At 70.4% G+C, this 16,102-nt stretch carries 7 protein-coding genes; 2 read left to right on the plus strand and 5 right to left on the minus strand.

Annotation, left to right across the window (positions count from 1 at the left end; genetic code table 11):
* The 5 genes from ACFRU2_RS28585 to ACFRU2_RS28605 form a co-directional block, all read right to left on the minus strand.
* Positions 1–1,152 carry a prephenate dehydrogenase gene (locus ACFRU2_RS28585; RefSeq protein WP_382977201.1) on the minus strand — a complete coding sequence of 384 codons (1,152 nt, stop codon included), beginning with the start codon at positions 1,150–1,152 and terminating at the stop codon, positions 1–3.
* A 23-nt stretch (positions 1,153–1,175) separates the two neighbouring features.
* A complete protein-coding gene (locus ACFRU2_RS28590) occupies positions 1,176–2,666 on the minus strand; it encodes a tryptophan 7-halogenase (RefSeq protein WP_382977203.1) in 1,491 nt (496 codons plus the stop codon).
* A 56-nt stretch (positions 2,667–2,722) separates the two neighbouring features.
* Positions 2,723–3,817 carry an alpha-hydroxy acid oxidase gene (locus ACFRU2_RS28595; protein ID WP_382977205.1) on the minus strand — a complete coding sequence of 365 codons (1,095 nt, stop codon included), beginning with the start codon at positions 3,815–3,817 and terminating at the stop codon, positions 2,723–2,725.
* A gap of 1 nt (position 3,818) precedes the next feature.
* Positions 3,819–4,901 (minus strand): 4-hydroxyphenylpyruvate dioxygenase, encoded by a 1,083-nt coding sequence (gene hppD / locus ACFRU2_RS28600; protein ID WP_382977208.1) that lies wholly within the window; start codon positions 4,899–4,901, stop codon positions 3,819–3,821.
* Positions 4,902–4,963: 62 nt separating this feature from the next.
* On the minus strand, positions 4,964–5,176 hold the full coding sequence (locus ACFRU2_RS28605; RefSeq protein ID WP_382977210.1) for an MbtH family protein: 213 nt from the start codon (positions 5,174–5,176) through the stop codon (positions 4,964–4,966).
* A 770-nt stretch (positions 5,177–5,946) separates the two neighbouring features.
* On the opposite strand from ACFRU2_RS28605, the gene ACFRU2_RS28610 reads away from it, so the two are divergent.
* Both ACFRU2_RS28610 and ACFRU2_RS28615 read left to right on the plus strand, forming a co-directional pair.
* Positions 5,947–6,987: a ParB and winged helix-turn-helix domain-containing protein gene (locus tag ACFRU2_RS28610; protein WP_382977212.1), complete on the plus strand. Its 1,041-nt coding sequence runs from the start codon at positions 5,947–5,949 to the stop codon at positions 6,985–6,987.
* Positions 6,988–7,203: 216 nt separating this feature from the next.
* The gene (locus ACFRU2_RS28615) at positions 7,204–16,080 is read left to right on the plus strand and encodes an amino acid adenylation domain-containing protein (RefSeq protein WP_382977214.1); all 8,877 of its coding nucleotides are present in this window, start codon (positions 7,204–7,206) and stop codon (positions 16,078–16,080) included.
* The last annotated feature ends 22 nt before the right edge of the window (positions 16,081–16,102 follow it).

Here is a 16,102-nt window from a genome sequence, read left to right on the forward strand (position 1 = left end):
CTACGCCACGTGGGATTGATCAGCCGCGCGGCCTGCCGCGTTCCGTGCGACGGACACCTGGTCCGCGCTGACGGATTCGGCGTTCCAGCCGGCTCCGCCGAGCTCCCGTACGATCTGGCCGGCCCGCACGGCCGGGACCGCGAACACGAGGGAGAGGGCGTCTTCCGCCGCGGAGTACCGCGGTACGGCGTCCTCCTGCTCCACGTGGAGCGTCCTCAGCACGTCCAGCAGGCGGACCAGCTGTCCGGGTCCCTCCGGGACCAGAACCTCCACGTGCGTCTGCCGGTCCGCGGCCTGCCGTTCCTGGATCGCCGCCAGTCCGGCAGCACCCCTGTTCAGCAGGTCGACCATCGGTTCCAGGGTCTGGGCCCTGGCGTCCAGCGGTGCGCTCGACAGGTCGTCGAGCGTGGCCATCAGGGTCGTCAGGTCGTCCCTGAGCTCCCGCAGCACTCCGGCGACGGCCGGCGCGTTGGCCTGCAGGATGTCGTTCCACAGCTCGGTGTCCCGGACGGCCATCCGCGTCACGTCGCGCAGCGCCTGCCCCGCGAGCCGGAACGAGGCCCGCGAGCCGTGCTCCAGCCGCGCGGCCATCAGGCTGGCCACCACGTGCGGAGCGTGCGAGGCCAAGGCCACCGCGTCGTCGTGTGCGCGGTCGCCCATGATCGCGGGGATCGCCCCGCACAGCGCGATCATCTCGAACACCCGGTTCACCGCGTCCTGGGACGTGGTCTCCGACGGAGTCAGGACCCAGGGCCGGTCCTCGAACAGATCCGCGCGAGCGGCGAGCGGACCGCCGCGCTCCCGGCCGGCCAGTGGATGACCGCCCACGTAACTAGCCGACGTACCACCGGACTTCCAGATGTCCCGGGCCGTCTGCGCCTTCACGCTGGCCACGTCGGTGTAGGTCCGGGCCAGTCCTCGGGCCTGCATCCTGGCGAGCACGGCGCCCACCGCGCCCGGCGGTACGGCGATCACCGCCAGGTCGGCCGACTCGTCGGGCGCGCCCAGCACGCCCGCTCCCAGGGCGGCCGCCGTGCGGGCAGCCACCTCGTCCTTGTCGAGCAAATGCACGCGTACGCCGTGCCGGCTCACCGCCAGGCCGATCGAGGTGCCGATCAGGCCCGTGCCGACCACGGCCATGGTTCGTATCACCGCTACCCCCGTCAGCCTCTAGGTCAGTAGCTGGGGTGGGCCCAGCGCATTCCGTCGGCGGAGGGCACGAGCCCGCCCTCGCGGATCGGGTCCTCGTCGTCGAGGACCTCTCCCAGCGCGGCGTGGACCTGGATCTTGGCGCCCTCTTCCAGGACGGACTGCACGAGCGTCGAGTCGAAGAGATCGCGATCCGCCCCGGTCTCGCCCGCCGGCTCGTCGACGAGGTCGGAGAACTCGCGGAAGGTGGACTCGTGCTGCTCGGCGTAGGAGCCGGCGTTGACCAGCCCGCTTTCGCCCGAGGCGCCGCCGCCGACCAGTTCCACGAAGGACTCGAGTCCGGACGAGGAGCTGTTCATGACCTTCTTGGCGGTCCAGAAGTACGAGTCCTCGTCCCGGTGCATGTCGTAGAACGCCACCAGGAAGTCGTGGAAGAGCGCGTACTCGTTCCGGTAGCGCGCCTCGTACTCCTCGAAGACCTTCTCCTCCTCGAAGTCCCCGCCCAGGACCGAGTTGATGGAGCGCGCGGCCAGCAGACCGCTGTAGGTGGCGAGGTGCACGCCGGAGGAGAAGACCGGGTCGATGAAGCAGGCCGCATCGCCCACCAGCACCATGCCGGGGCGCCAGAACTTCTCCTGGATGTACGAGTAGTCCTTGCGGATCCGGATCTCGCCGTACGGGCCGCTCTCCACCCGGCGCGCCTCGTTCAGCTTCTCCGCGATGATCGGGCACCCGTCGATCAGGCTCATCAGAGCCTTCTCCTTGTCGCCCTGCACGCGCTCCAGCGCGTCGCGCCGCAGTACCGCGCCGACGCTGGTGAGCTCGTCGGTGAGCGGGATGTACCAGAACCAGCCGTCGTCGAAGGCGGCGCAGAGGATGTTGCCGGAGTTGGGTGCCGGGAGGCGCTTGCCGCCTTCGAAGTAGCCGAAGAGGGCGATGTTCTGGAAGAACTCCGAGTAGTGGCGGGTGCCGCCGATCTTGGTGTGGATGCGGCTCTTGTTGCCGGAGGCGTCCACGACGAAGCGGCTGCGCACCTCGTGGCGCACCCCGTCGGCGTCGGCGTACCGCACACCGCGGATGGCGCCGTCCTCCTCGATGACGTCGACCACGGAGCTCTTCTCGCGGACCTCGACGCCCTTGGAGCGCGCGTTGTCCAGGAGGATCTGGTCGAACTTCATCCGCTCGACCTGGTAGGCCAGCGAGGTCGGGCCCGAGAAGGTCTCGGAGACGGAGAAGGAGAACGTCCAGGGCTCGGGGCTGCTCCCCCACCGGAAGGTGCCGCCGCGCTTGGGCATGAACGCGGCCTTCTCCAGCTCCTCCGAGACACCGAGGAGCTTGCAGATGCCGTGCACCGTGGAGGGCAGCAGGGACTCTCCGATCTGGTACCGGGGGAACTCCTCCTTCTCCAGGAGCAGGACACGGTGCCCCTGCATGGCCATCAGGGTCGACGCGGTGGAACCGCCCGGACCACCGCCTACGACGACGACATCGAACTGATGGTCGTTCTTCTCAGACATGACTTCGTTTCTCCTTCGATGGCACCGGAGGGCGTCCAGGCCGCAAACAGCGGTACTCAGACCCGCAAACCGGAAATAATTGAGCGCAAGGTGCGTGCGGCGGCCAGATCGGCACAGCCGGCTAGGAGGAGGGCCTCTTCGAGTTCCGTCCGCAGGATCGAGAACACCCGGGCGACTCCCTGCGCCCCGGCTGCGCTCAGCCCCCACAGCACCGGGCGCCCGATCAGGACCCCGTCGGCGCCCAGCGCGAGGGCGCGCAGGACGTCGGTGCCGCTGCGGACACCGCTGTCCATGAGGACCTGGCACTGCCCGTCCACCGCTTCGGCGACCCAGGGCAGTGCGGTGATGCTGGCCGGCGCGCCGTCCAGCTGCCGGCCGCCGTGGTTGGACACCACCACGGCGTCCGCCCCGAGCCGTACTGCCTGTTGCGCATCCTGGGGATCGAGGATGCCCTTGACCACCAGGGGAAGCCGGGTCTGCTCCCGGATCCACTCCAGGTCGGACCAGCCGAAGGTCGGGTCGAAGGCCATCTTCGTGTGGGCGGCCACGGCCGACTCGCCCGGCCGGCGCGCATGGGCTGCGGAGGGCCCGTCGGACTCCAGGTTGGCGCTGCGGATCCAGTCGGGGAGCGTGAACTCGTTGCGCAGGTCGCGCAGCCGGCGGCCCATGATCGGGACGTCCACGGTCACCATCAGGGCCTTGCAGCCGACCTGTTCGGCGCGGCGGATCAGCTCGGCCATCCGGCCGCGATCGTGCAGCCAGTAGAGCTGGAACCACAGGTCCGCTCCGACCGCGGCGATCTCCTCCAGCGAGTGACTGCTGATGGTGCTGACCACGAAGGGCACCCCCGCCGCCAGAGCACCCTCCGCGGCGGCGAGTTCCCCCTCCGGGTGCAGCAGGCGCTGGTACGCCATCGGTGCGACCGCGAGGGGCAGCGCGGCCGGACCGCCCGGCAACTGCGCGCCGGTGTCCACCGACTTGACGCCGGCCAGCACCCGGGGCACCAGCGAAACGCCGTCCAGTGCGGCCCGGTTGGCCTGCAGGGTCGATTCGGTTCCGCTGCCGCCGGAAATGAAGTCCCACACCGCCGGCGCCAGGCGTGCGGCGGCGGACCGTCGCAGGTCCTCCACGCACAGGGGCTGATGGGTCATGTCACGTCCCGACCTCTGCGTCGGCCCGCTGGCGTTCGACCGCTTCGTAGAGCGCCTTGATGTTTCCGCTGCCGAAGGTACGGGCGCCCATGCGCTCGATGACCTCCATGAACAGCGTCCGGCGCGGGTGGACCGACTTGGTGAAGATCTGGAACAGCTGGCCGTCGTGGTCCTCGTCGACCAGGACGTCCAGTTCCTTGAGTTCGGAAACCGAGTACTTCGTCAGATCCAGGCCCAGCAGCCGGTAGTAGGCGGCAGGGGTGCTCAGGAAGGACACGCCCCTCGACTTCATGAGGCCGACCGACTCCACGATGCTGTCCACGGTGAAGGCGATGTGCTGGACGCCGGCCCCGTCGTGGTTCTTCAGGAACCCGTCGATCTGCCCCGGCTCCAGCGAGGTGTCGGGTTCGATCAGCGTGAGCGTGACGCCACCGGACGGGCTCTGGACCACCTTGGAATCCATGGCCTGGCGGCCCACCACGATGCGCTCTTCGAAGATCGTCCGGAAGTCCAGGACCTGCTCGTAGAACTCCACGGTGGGTGCCAGCTGCCCGGCTTCGAGGCAGATGGCGAAGTGGTCGATCGTGTTCAGGCCGCTGTCGAACCGGGGGCCCGTCCCGGGAACCGGGGAGATTCCCGGAAGCTCCCGTACATCGCTGCCGCCCGGACGCTGCACGAAGGTGTGGAACACGTCCCCGAAGCCTCGGATCGAGGCCGTCAGCACCCCGTCCCGCTCCTCCGGCTCCGCCACCGCCACGGCACCGCGACGCACTGCCTCGGCGAACATTCCCCGGGCATTGGGGGTCGTCAGGGCGATGTTGGCCACCCCGTCACCGTGCTGCGCCACGTAGGCAGCGGCGGGATGGTCGGCGCCCTGCGCCGACGTCAGCACCAGCCGGATCTCGTTCCGGCCGAGCGCCACCGACCGTACGGGCGTGGCGGATTGCGCCGGTCCGGAGGCTCCGTAGACCTCGAATCCGTAGCCGTCGATGAACTGCTCCGCAGCCACCGCCGTGTCCTGGACGTAGAACTCGACGTGATCGATGGCGAGCCCGTCGAAGATGGATGCGTTCGAATGAGTCATGCACGTCACCGTTCCGGTCGTCTGCCTGGGCAGGAACTGGAGGTCGTCGGAGAGGAGAACGCTCACGCCGTCGCGCTCATCTGCTGGACCAGGCTGTACGGCCGCATTTCCGTCCAGGTCGAGTTGATGTACTCGATGCACGAGGCGCGGTCGCTCCGGTGAACGGCGTTCCAGCCTGCCGGCACCTCGGCGAACTTCGGCCAGAGCGAATACTGCTTCTCCTCGTTGATCAGTACGAGGTATTCCGCCTCGGGGTCTTCGAAAGGATTGGTCACGACCTCACTCCTTCTGGTTATTCATCCTTGACGAACTGAAGGCATGAAAGAACTCGCCGGCACGGACACAGCGGCCTTCTGGAGCGAGATTTGCATGGTCACGGGGGGAAATTCAACTCGTCGGCTTTTGCGTTGAATACGCTGCCGCCCAAGGAATTCCTCACACGCCGGCGGCCTCACCGGTAAGGCGCCGCACGGTAATCGGGGGGTCTCCCTGCTCACCGTGCGGCGTCACCCGCAAAGGCCTGGTCCGGCGGGGTGTTCATCTGCGGCACTGCCGCAGTTGGACGCCCCCGGTCTCTCCTCACTCACATTCACAGCCGTCGGACCTGCGTTGTTGCGCCGGTGCCGTGGCTGTCCCCGCAGCATGGTCCATGCCGTCGAGTCCGGTCCAGGCGGCGAGTGGACACCGGAGAACGACTCGACCAGGGGCTTTTCGGGGAATGGCCGCTAGCGGACTGGCCGGTGAATGCCAATGCGAAAACATGCTGGTCGACCGCTTTTGCAGGAGCCGTCGACTGGCACCAAACGGCCCGGGCTAGTCCTGCCAGCCACAAGCCCTTACGAGCGGGGTGTGCGGAGGGAGAAGCTCTCTCCATCAACCGGGAACGGCCTCCGAACAGGCCGGATGCCCGGGAATTGACCACATCTCTCTCTTGGAGGAGCACCGCTATGCCTCGCGCCCCGCGTGGCCGGATCGACCCGCGTCGTCTTGAGGGCCTGCGAACCGGCCCCCTCCTCATCACTGCCCACCTTCGGAGGCCGACCCAGTGAGAGCGACGTACGCAGCGACCGCCGGCAGCGGAGCCGAGTGCGCCGAGGTTCCCGTCACCGCGGTGACCGTCGGCGAGTCGCCCCGGTCCACGGGGGCCGACGAGGAACACATCGCCCGGCTGGCCGAAACCGAGGAGCAGCTTCCGCCCATCCTCGTGGACCGCCGGACCATGCGCGTCATAGACGGGGTGCACCGCCTCGCCGCCGCCCGGCTGCGCGGTCAGCAGACCATTTCCGTGAAGTTCTTCGACGGCTGCGCCGACGACGCGTTCCTGCGCGGCGTCGAAGCGAACGTCACGCACGGGCTTCCCCTGTCCCAGGCCGATCGGCGCGCTGCCGCGGCACGGATCGTGGCGACCCATCCGCACCTGTCCGACCGTTCCATCGCCCGGGCCTCTGGCCTCGGCGCCAAGACGGTGGCGGCGCTCCGCCGGAGTTCCGGCGCGGGCACCCCGGACAACCTCCGGGTCGGCGGGGACGGCCGGGTCCGGCCGCTGAGCAGCGTGGAGGGCCGGCAGCGCGCGGCCGAGATCCTGGCCGAGCAGCCGCAGGCATCCCTGCGCGAGGTGGCACGGATGGCCGGGATCTCGCCGACGACGGTGAGCGACGTCCGCAAGCTCCTGGAAGCCGGCCGGGATCCCCGCACTCCGGGCGGCGGTGCCAAAGCTCGCGCCGATGTCAACTCCTGCTTGGAACAGGGACGCTCGAGCACGTCGATCACCACACCGATCACCGCGGTGGCCGACCCGGGGGGACGGCGCGTACAGCCGCACCGGGTGGACCCCGCGGCGGTGCTGCAGAAGCTGGTGCGCGATCCCGCACTGCGCCAGCGGGAATCCGGCCGCCACCTGCTGCGCCTGCTGCAGCACAACGCCGTCGACCAGCACATGTGGGCCGACCTGGCCGCCGCGGTACCGGCACACGCCGGCGGCCTGGTGGCGGATCTGGCCCGCCAGTACGCACAGACCTGGGCTGCGCTCGCGCAGGAGTTGTACGAACGATCCGAGGACTTGGAGAGCCAAAGGATGACCGGGTGAGCCGCCGCCCCGACGACTGCCGTTCATCAGGCTGATCGCGCAGCGGAAATGCACCGCGACGATCCCCCTGACATCCGTGTAGCCGCGTTGCCGGCCCACCTGAATTCGCGCGACCCCGACCCCGAAAGAGAGTTATTGGCAATGCGTGCTGCACCTGCTGTTGATTTTGCTGAGGATCAGCCGTTCGAGTCGGATACGGCGTTGATCGGTGATTCCGTGCAGGCGGCTTTTGCGGCGCAGGCACTGCGTTCTCCGGGCGCGGTGGCGGTGCGGTGCGCCGGACGGGAGCTGTCGTACCGGGAACTGGACGAGCAGGCGAACCGGCTCGCACACCGGCTGATCGGCCTGGGCGTCGGCCCGGAAGCTCCGGTCGCGGTGCTGATGGAGCGCTCGGTGGACCTGGTGGTCGCACTGCTGGCGGTGCTAAAGGCGGGTGCCTTCTACCTGCCGCTGCACAGCGGGTACCCGCTGGAGCGCATGCAGTGGATCGTCGACGAGACGAGCGCCCCGGTCCTGCTGGCCGACGCCGCGAAGCGTGAGCGGGGCCTGCCCGACGCCCCGCAGATCGTCCTCGTCGACCGGGACACCGAGCTGGCCTCGCTCCCGGTGACCGACCCGGGTGTCGCCTGCCGGCCGGACCAGCTGGCGTACGTGATGTACACCTCCGGCTCCACGGGCCGCCCCAAGGGAGTCGCGGTCACCCACCGCGACGTCCTGGAACTCGTCGTGGACGGCCTGTTCGAGCGGCCGGGTGCCCACGAGCGGGTGCTGATGGTGGCCCCGTACGCCTTCGACCCCTCGACGTACGAGATGTGGGTTCCGCTCCTGCACGGCGGCCGGACGGTGGTGTCGCCGGAGGGCGACCTGAGCGTGGCCACGCTGTCCCGGCTGATCGCGGAAGAGGAGATCACCGGGCTCCAGCTCACGGCCGGCCTGTTCCGCGTCATGGCCGACGAGGCCCCGCACTGCTTCACCGGCGTACGGGAAGTCATCACCGGCGGCGACGTCATCTCCCCGACCGCGGTGCGCCGGGTGCTGGAGCACTGCCCCGACACCGTGGTGCGCTCGACGTACGGGCCCACCGAGACGACCCTGTTCGCGACCCAGGCCCCCTGGACCGCGACCGACACCGTGCCCGCGCCGATCCCGATCGGGCGTCCGCTGGACGGCATGCGCGCCTACATCCTCGACGACCGCATGGGGCTCGTCGAGGACGGGACCGGGGAGCTCTACCTGGCGGGTGCGGGTCTGGCCCGCGGCTACTACGGCCGCTCCGACCTGACCGCGGAGCGGTTCGTCGCCGACCCCTTCGGCCCGGCCGGCAGCCGCATGTACCGCACCGGAGACCTCGCACGCTGGGCGGGCGACGGACTCCTCGACTTCGTCGGCCGCGCCGACGACCAGGTCAAGATCCGCGGCTTCCGCATCGAACTCGGCGAGATCGAAACCGTGCTCGGCCAGTTCCCCGGACTCTCCCAGGTCGCGGTCGTGGCCCGGGAGGACCAGCCCGGCGGCAAGCGCCTGGTGGCCTACGTGGTCGTCGAGACCGGCCACCCCACGGTGGACTCCGAAGACCTGCACACCCACGCGTCCGCGCTGCTCCCGGAGTTCATGGTCCCCTCCGTCATGGTGGTCCTGGACCAGCTGCCGCTGACCAGCAACGGCAAGGTCGACTACCAGGCCCTGCCCGCGCCCTCGTACGAGGCGGACGCGTCCCGGCGCGCGCCCCGCACCCCGCGCGAGGAGATCCTCTGCGGACTGTTCGCCGAGATCCTGGGCGTAGCCGAGGTCGGCATCGACGACAGCTTCTTCGAGCTCGGCGGCCACTCCCTCCTCGCCACCCGTCTCATCAGCCGCATCCGCACCACCCTCGACATCGAGATCCCCTTCCGCACCTTCTTCGAGACCCCCACCGTCGTCGGCCTGGCCGACGAGATCACGCGGGCCGGATCGGGCAGGACCGCGCTGACCGCGGTGGCCCGCCCGGAGCGGATCCCGCTGTCTCCGGCACAGAACCGCCTCTGGTTCCTCAACCAGCTGGACAGGACGACCGCCACGTACGTCCTGCCGCTCGCGGTGCGGCTTTCCGGTCACCTCGACCGCGCGGCCCTGGAAGCGGCGATGTGCGAGGTGATCGGTCGGCACGAGAGCCTGCGGACGGTGTTCCCGGAGGTCGACGGGGAGCCGCAGCAGCGCATCCTGGAGCCCGGCGAGGTCCGCCCCGGGCTTCCCGTGGTGGAGGTCGATGCGGCGGACCTCGAGGAGGCGCTCCGAGCCGCCGGCAACACCACCTTCGACGTCACCGTCGATCCCCCGTTCCAGGCCCGGCTGTTCACGACCGGCCCGGACCGGCACGTCCTGCTCCTCCTGCTGCACCACATCGGAAACGACGGCTGGTCGCTGGGCCCGATGGCCCGCGACATCAGCCTCGCCTACGCCGCCCGCTGCGCGGGTACGGCACCGGCCTGGTCACCGCTGCCCGTGCAGTACGCCGACTACACCCTGTGGCAGCGCGAACTCCTCGGCACGGAAGCCGATCCCCACTCCGCGATGAGCGAGCAACTCGCCTTCTGGAAGCAGGCCCTGGCCGGGATTCCCGACCAGCTCGAGCTGCCCTACGACCGTCAGCGGCCCAAGGTCGCCGACTACCGCGGCGACACCGTCCCGATCCGGATCGACGCCGCCCTGCACCGCGCGCTCGCCGACCTGGCCCAGGAGACCAACACCACGCTGTTCATGGTCCTCCAGGCCGCCCTCGCGACCCTGCTCACCCGCCTCGGGGCGGGCAGCGACATCCCCCTGGGAACCCCCGTCGCCGCCCGCACCGACGAAGCCCTCGACGACCTCGTCGGGTTCTTCGTCAACACCCTGGTCCTGCGCAACGACACCTCCGGAAACCCCACCTTCCGCGAACTCCTCGCCCGTACCCGGGAAACCGACCTCGCCGCCTACTCCCACCAGGACGTCCCCTTCGAACGACTGGTGGAGATCCTCAACCCGGAGCGCTCGCTGGCCCGCAATCCCCTGTTCCAGGTGATGCTGGCGCTGCACACCCAGGCGGCTCCCGTGTTCGACCTGCCCGGGCTGACGGCCGTCACCGAGGACCTCACCAAGGACGTGACCGGCTTCGACCTCACGTTCAACTTCTACGAGACCACGGACGCCGCCGGCGACCCCGCGGGGCTCGAAGGCTTCCTGGAGTACCGCACCGACCTGTCCGACACGACCACCGCCGAGCGGTTCACCGAGGGTCTGCGGCTGCTGCTGGCGGCCTTCGCCGACCACCCCGACCTGCCGATCAGCGCCGCCGCGCTGCTCTCCCCCGCCGAGCGGAGCACCCTGCTCGCCGAAGGGGCCGGAGCCCCCGCCCCCGCGCACCGGTTCCTCACCGACGTGTTCGAGGAGCACGCGGCGCTGCACCCCGGCGCGCCGGCGCTGGAGCACGAGGGCGCCGTACTCACCTACGCCGAGCTGAACACGCGGGCCGACCGGATCGCCCACTGGCTCATCCGGGAGGGCGTCGGCTCCGAGCACCTGGTGGCGCTGGCGGTGCCCCGGTCCGTGGAGATGGTGGCCGCGCTGCTGGGCGTCCTGAAGGCCGGCGCCGCCTTCCTCCCCGTCGATCCGGGCTACCCGGCCGACCGCATCGCGTTCATGCTCCGCGACGCCGCCCCGGTCCGGGTGCTCACCACCCGCGCGGCGGCCGGACTGCTCCCCCAGGACGGCCCGCGGGCCCTGCTGCTGGACGATCCCGCCGCCCTGGCCGGACTCGACGGCGCCGATCCCACGAAGGCCGGACGCACCGCCCGGCCCCGGCCGGACGACCTGGCCTACACCGTCTACACCTCGGGCTCCACCGGCACGCCCAAGGGCGTCGCCGTCACCCACCGCGGCCTCTGCGCGCTGGCGGCCACCCTGGCGGAGAAGTACCGGATCCAGCCCGGGGACCGGGTCCTGCAGCTGGCCTCGATCAGCTTCGACATGGCGCTGGAGGACTTCCTCCGGGCGTTCTGGTTCGGCGCGACCCTCGTCGTCCCCGCCCCCGGCCCGCTGGTCGGGGACGCCCTCGGCGACTTCCTGGAGCAGCGCCGGATCTCCTGCGCCGACATGCCGCCCAGCGTGCTCGCCACGCTGCCGGAGCGGCACTTCCCCGCCCTGCGCGTCCTGAGCGTCGGAGGCGAGGCCTGCCCGCCCGCGTTGATCGCGCGCTGGGCGGACGGACGGCGGATGCTGAACCTCTACGGGCCCACCGAGTCCACGATCTCGGCGACGGCCAGCCTGCCGCTGTCCGCCGCCGACCCGGCCGCGTCCATCCCCATCGGCGCGCCGGTGCACGGCACCCGGGCGTACGTCCTGGACGAGCGCCTGCAGCTCACACCGCGAGGAGTTCCCGGAGAGCTGTACATCGCGGGCGCGGGCCTGGCCCGCGGATACCTGCGGCGTCCCGGGCTGACGGCGGAACGGTTCGTGGCCGACCCCTTCGACCCGGCGGGCAGCCGGATGTACCGCACCGGAGACCTGGTGCGGTGGCGCGCGGACGGCCAGCTGGAGTTCGTCGGCCGGGCCGACGACCAGGTCAAGATCCGCGGATACCGCATCGAGCTGGGCGAGATCGAAGCCGTGCTGGGCCGTCACGCGGCGGTGGCACAGGTCGCGGTGGTCGTACGGGAGGACCGCCCGGGCGACAAGCGCCTGGTGGGGTACGTGGTGGCGGCCGAGTCCGCCGGGGCCGGGGCGAGCACGGACGACCTGCGCACCCATGCGGGCGGCTCGTTGCCCGAGTTCATGGTTCCCGCGGCATTCGTGGTGCTGGACCGGCTGCCGCTGACCGCCAACGGCAAGCTGGACCGGCGGGCCCTGCCCGCACCCGTGTACGAGGCCGAGACCGGCGGTCGTACGGCGCGCGGTCCGCAGGAGGAGATCCTGTGCGGGCTGTTCGCGGAGATCCTGGACCTGCCGGCGGTGGGCATCGACGACAGCTTCTTCGCGCTGGGCGGGCACTCCCTGCTGGCGGCCAAGCTCGTCAGCCGGATCAGGTCGGTCCTGGGCGTCGAACTGCCGGTACGGGCCCTGTTCGAAGCCCCTACGGTCGCCACCCTGACCGGCCTCGTCGCACAGGCGGAAACGGCCAGGCCCGCACTGACAGCGGTGGAGCGCCCGGACCTGGTGCCGCTGTCGGCGGCGCAGAACCGGCTGTGGTTCCTGAACAAGCTGGAAGGGGCGAGTGCCACCTACAACGTCCCGGTGGCGTTCCGGCTCACCGGAGACCTGGACGCGCACGCGCTGGAGCAGGCCCTGAACGACGTGGCGGTACGCCACGATAGCCTGCGCACGGTGTTCGAGGAGATCGACGGCCGGCCGGCACAGACCGTGCTGGCCGCGGACGCCGCACCCCTGGAGCTCCATCACGTCACCTGCGACGCGGACGGACTGGACGCGGCGCTGCACGCGGCCGGGCAGTACGTCTTCGACCTGTCGGCCGAAGCCCCGTTCCGCGCCACGCTGTTCGCCCTCGCACCCGCCGAGCACGTCCTGCTGCTGCTCATGCACCACATCGCGAGCGACGGCGCCTCGATGGGTCCCCTCGGCCGCGACCTGGAAACGGCGTTCGACGCCCGGCTCCAGGGCCGCGCACCGCAGTGGTCCGCACTCCCGGCGCAGTACGCCGACTACACCCTGTGGCAGCGCCGGATCCTCGGCGAGGACACGGACCCCGAGTCCGCGGCGAACAAGCAACTGGCTTACTGGACCGCAGCCTTGGCGGGCACACCGGAGCACCTCGAGCTGCCCTTCGACCGTCCCCGGCCCAAGGTGGCCAGCTACCGGGGCGACATGGTTCCGGTCCGCCTCGACGCCGATCTGCACCGTGCGCTCCTCGACCTGGCCCGGGAGACCAACACCACGCTGTTCATGGTGCTCCAGGCCGCCGTGGCCACCCTGCTGAACCGACTGGGCGCGGGACCGGACATCCCCCTCGGCACCCCGAGCGCAGGACGTACCGACGATGCTCTCGACGACATGGTCGGGGTCTTCCTCAACACGCTCGTGCTGCGGACGGACACCTCGGGCAACCCGACGTTCCGGGAACTCCTGGCGCGGGTCCGCGGGACCGCCCTGTCCGCCTACGCGCACCAGGACGTGCCGTTCGAGCGCGTGGTCGAGGCCGTGAATCCGACGCGCTCGCCCGCCTGGCATCCGCTCTTCCAGGTCATGGTCGTCCTGCAGAACTCCGTGGGAGACGCGTTCTCGCTGCCCGGCCTGGTGGTGGAAGCAGAGGAGGCCTTCAGCACCCGTACGGCCAAGTTCGACCTCGGCTTCGTCCTCAACGAGTGCCACGAGGCCGACAGCGGGCCGGCCGGACTCGCCGGAATGCTGGAGTACAGCACCGACGTCTTCGAGAAGTCCACTGCCGAACGGATCGTGACCCAGCTGGTGGCGGTACTGACACAGCTCAGCACCGCTCCCGACCGCCGGATCGGCGAGGCGCAGATCCTGTCGCCGGCCGAGCGCGTACGGCTGCTGGAGTCGTGGGCGGGCGCGGAGCCCCGCCAGGGCCTCGATGCCGGTTCCGTGCAGGAGGCTTTCGCCGCGCAGGCACTGCTGTCCCCGGACGCGGTGGCGGTGCGGTGCGCCGGACGCGAGCTGTCCTACCGGGAGTTGGACGAGCGGTCGAACCAGCTCGCCCACCGGCTGGTGGGCCTGGGCGTGACTCCGGAAGCACCGGTCGCGGTGCTCATGGAACGCTCCGTGGACCTCGTGGTCGCACTTCTGGCGGTCCTGAAGGCCGGCGCGTTCTACCTGCCGCTGCACAGCGGGTATCCGCTGGAGCGCATGCAGTGGATCGTCGACCAGACCTCCGCCCCCGTCCTGCTGGCCGACACCGCGACACACGCGAACGGTCTGCCCGACACCCCCCAACTCGTCCTCATCGACCAGGACAGCGAGCTGGCCTCCCTGCCCCTGACCGACCCGGGCGTGGCATGCCACCCCGAGCAGCTGGCCTACGTGATGTACACGTCCGGCTCCACCGGCCGCCCGAAGGGAGTCGCGGTCACCCACCGCGACATCCTCGACCTGGTCGTGGACGGCATGTTCGAACGTCCCGGCGCGCACGAGCGGGTCCTGCTCCTGGCCTCCTATGCCTTCGACCCCTCTACCTACGCCTTCTGGGTACCGCTCCTGCACGGCGGGCGCACCGTCATCACCCCCGAGGGCGACCTCGCGGTCGCCGAGCTCGCCCGACTGATCGTCGAGGAGGAGATCACCGGACTGGACATCACCGCGGGCCTGTTCCGCGTCATGGCCGAGGAAGCCCCCGACTGCTTCGCGGGTGTACGAGAAGTCATCACCGGCGGCGACCTCATCTCCCCCACCGCGGTGCGCCGGGTGCTGGAGCACAGCCCCGACACCCTGGTCCGCTGCGCCTACGGGCCGACGGAGACGACCCTGTTCGCGACCCAGGCCCTGTGGCGCGCGGGCGACGAAGTACCGGCACCGGTCCCGGTCGGCCGTCCGCTCGACGGCATGCGCGCCTACATCCTCGACGACACCCTCTCCCTGCTCCCCCAAGGCGTAGCCGGAGAGCTCTACTTGGCGGGCACAGGTCTGGCCCGCGGCTATTACGGCCGCTCCGACCTGACCGCGGAACGCTTCGTCGCCGACCCCTTCGGCCCGGCCGGCAGCCGCATGTACCGGACCGGAGACCTGGCCCGCTGGGCGGGCGAGGGACTCCTCGACTTCGTCGGCCGCGCCGACGACCAGGTCAAGATCCGCGGCTTCCGCATCGAACTCGGCGAGATCGAAGCCGTACTCGGCCGCTTCCCCGGACTGGCCCAGGTCGCCGTCGTAGCCCGCGAAGACCAGCCCGGCGACAAGCGCCTGGTCGCCTACGTCGTCGCCGAAACAGACCACGACACCGTGGACACCGAAGCCCTGCGCACCCACACCGCCGAACTCCTGCCGGAGTACATGGTGCCCTCGGCGTTCGTGGTCCTGGACCAACTCCCCCTGACCACCAACAACAAGCTGGACCACCGGGCCCTGCCCGCCCCCTCGTACGAGGCGAAGGCGGCCGGGCGTGGTCCCCGTACCCCGCGCGAGGAGGTCCTCTGCGGACTGTTCACCGAGATCCTGGGCGTACGAGAGGTGGGTATCGACGACAACTTCTTCGAGCTCGGGGGCCATTCCCTCCTCGCCACCGGCCTCATCAGCCGCATCCGCACCACCCTCGACATCGAGCTTCCCGTCCGCAGCCTCTTCGAGACCCCCACCATCGCCGCCCTCGTCGAGCAGCTGGACAGGGCGCCCGGGACCTCTTCCGGAAACGGGAACTCGTTGGGCGTCCTGCTCCCGCTCCGCACCGAAGGAGACCTCGCCCCGCTGTTCTGCGTCCATCCGGCGATCGGGCTCAGCTGGTCGTACTCCGGGCTCCTGCCCCACCTGGACCGCCGGCAGCCCCTCTACGGGCTGCAGGCACGCAGGTTCAGCGAGCCGGACGCCCCGGCACCCGGGCTGGAGGAGATGGTCGAGGACTACCTGCGGGAGATCCGGGCGGTTCAGCCCTCCGGCCCGTACTCCCTCCTGGGCTGGTCCTTCGGCGGCATCGTGGCCCACTGCCTTGCGGTCCGCCTGCAGGCGGAGGGCGAGGAGGTCGCACTGCTCGCCCTGATGGACAGCTACCTGCCCACCGACGGCTGGGAGAGCGCGCAGCTGTCGTACGACAGCCCGGAGGTGCTGGGTGCCATCACGGAGTCCATCGGGCACGACCCGACATCACCGGCAAGTCCTCTCGCCGGACTCGGCGCGGAGGGGCTGTCGGCGCTGGTCGGGGTCTTCGTGGACATCGCCAACCTGAGCGATCACATCAGTGTCGGGACGTTCATGGGCGACATCCTCTTCTTCGCCGCCACGGCCGACAAGCCGGGCAGCGACCTCACTCCCGACGTCTGGTCTCCGCATACGACCGGACGGATCGACGTGCACGAGATCGACTGCGTGCACGGAGCCATGACCCAACCCCGCCATCTGTCCGCCATAGGACGGGTACTGGCGGCCCGCTCGGCCGACAACCCGGGGAGCCGGGACAAGGCGTGACCCTCCCCCGGTCCCTCAGGGG

Source organism: Streptomyces sp. NPDC056883 (genome assembly GCF_042788835.1).
In the GTDB taxonomy this organism is placed as follows: Bacteria; Actinomycetota; Actinomycetes; order Streptomycetales; family Streptomycetaceae; genus Streptomyces; species Streptomyces stoeckheimensis.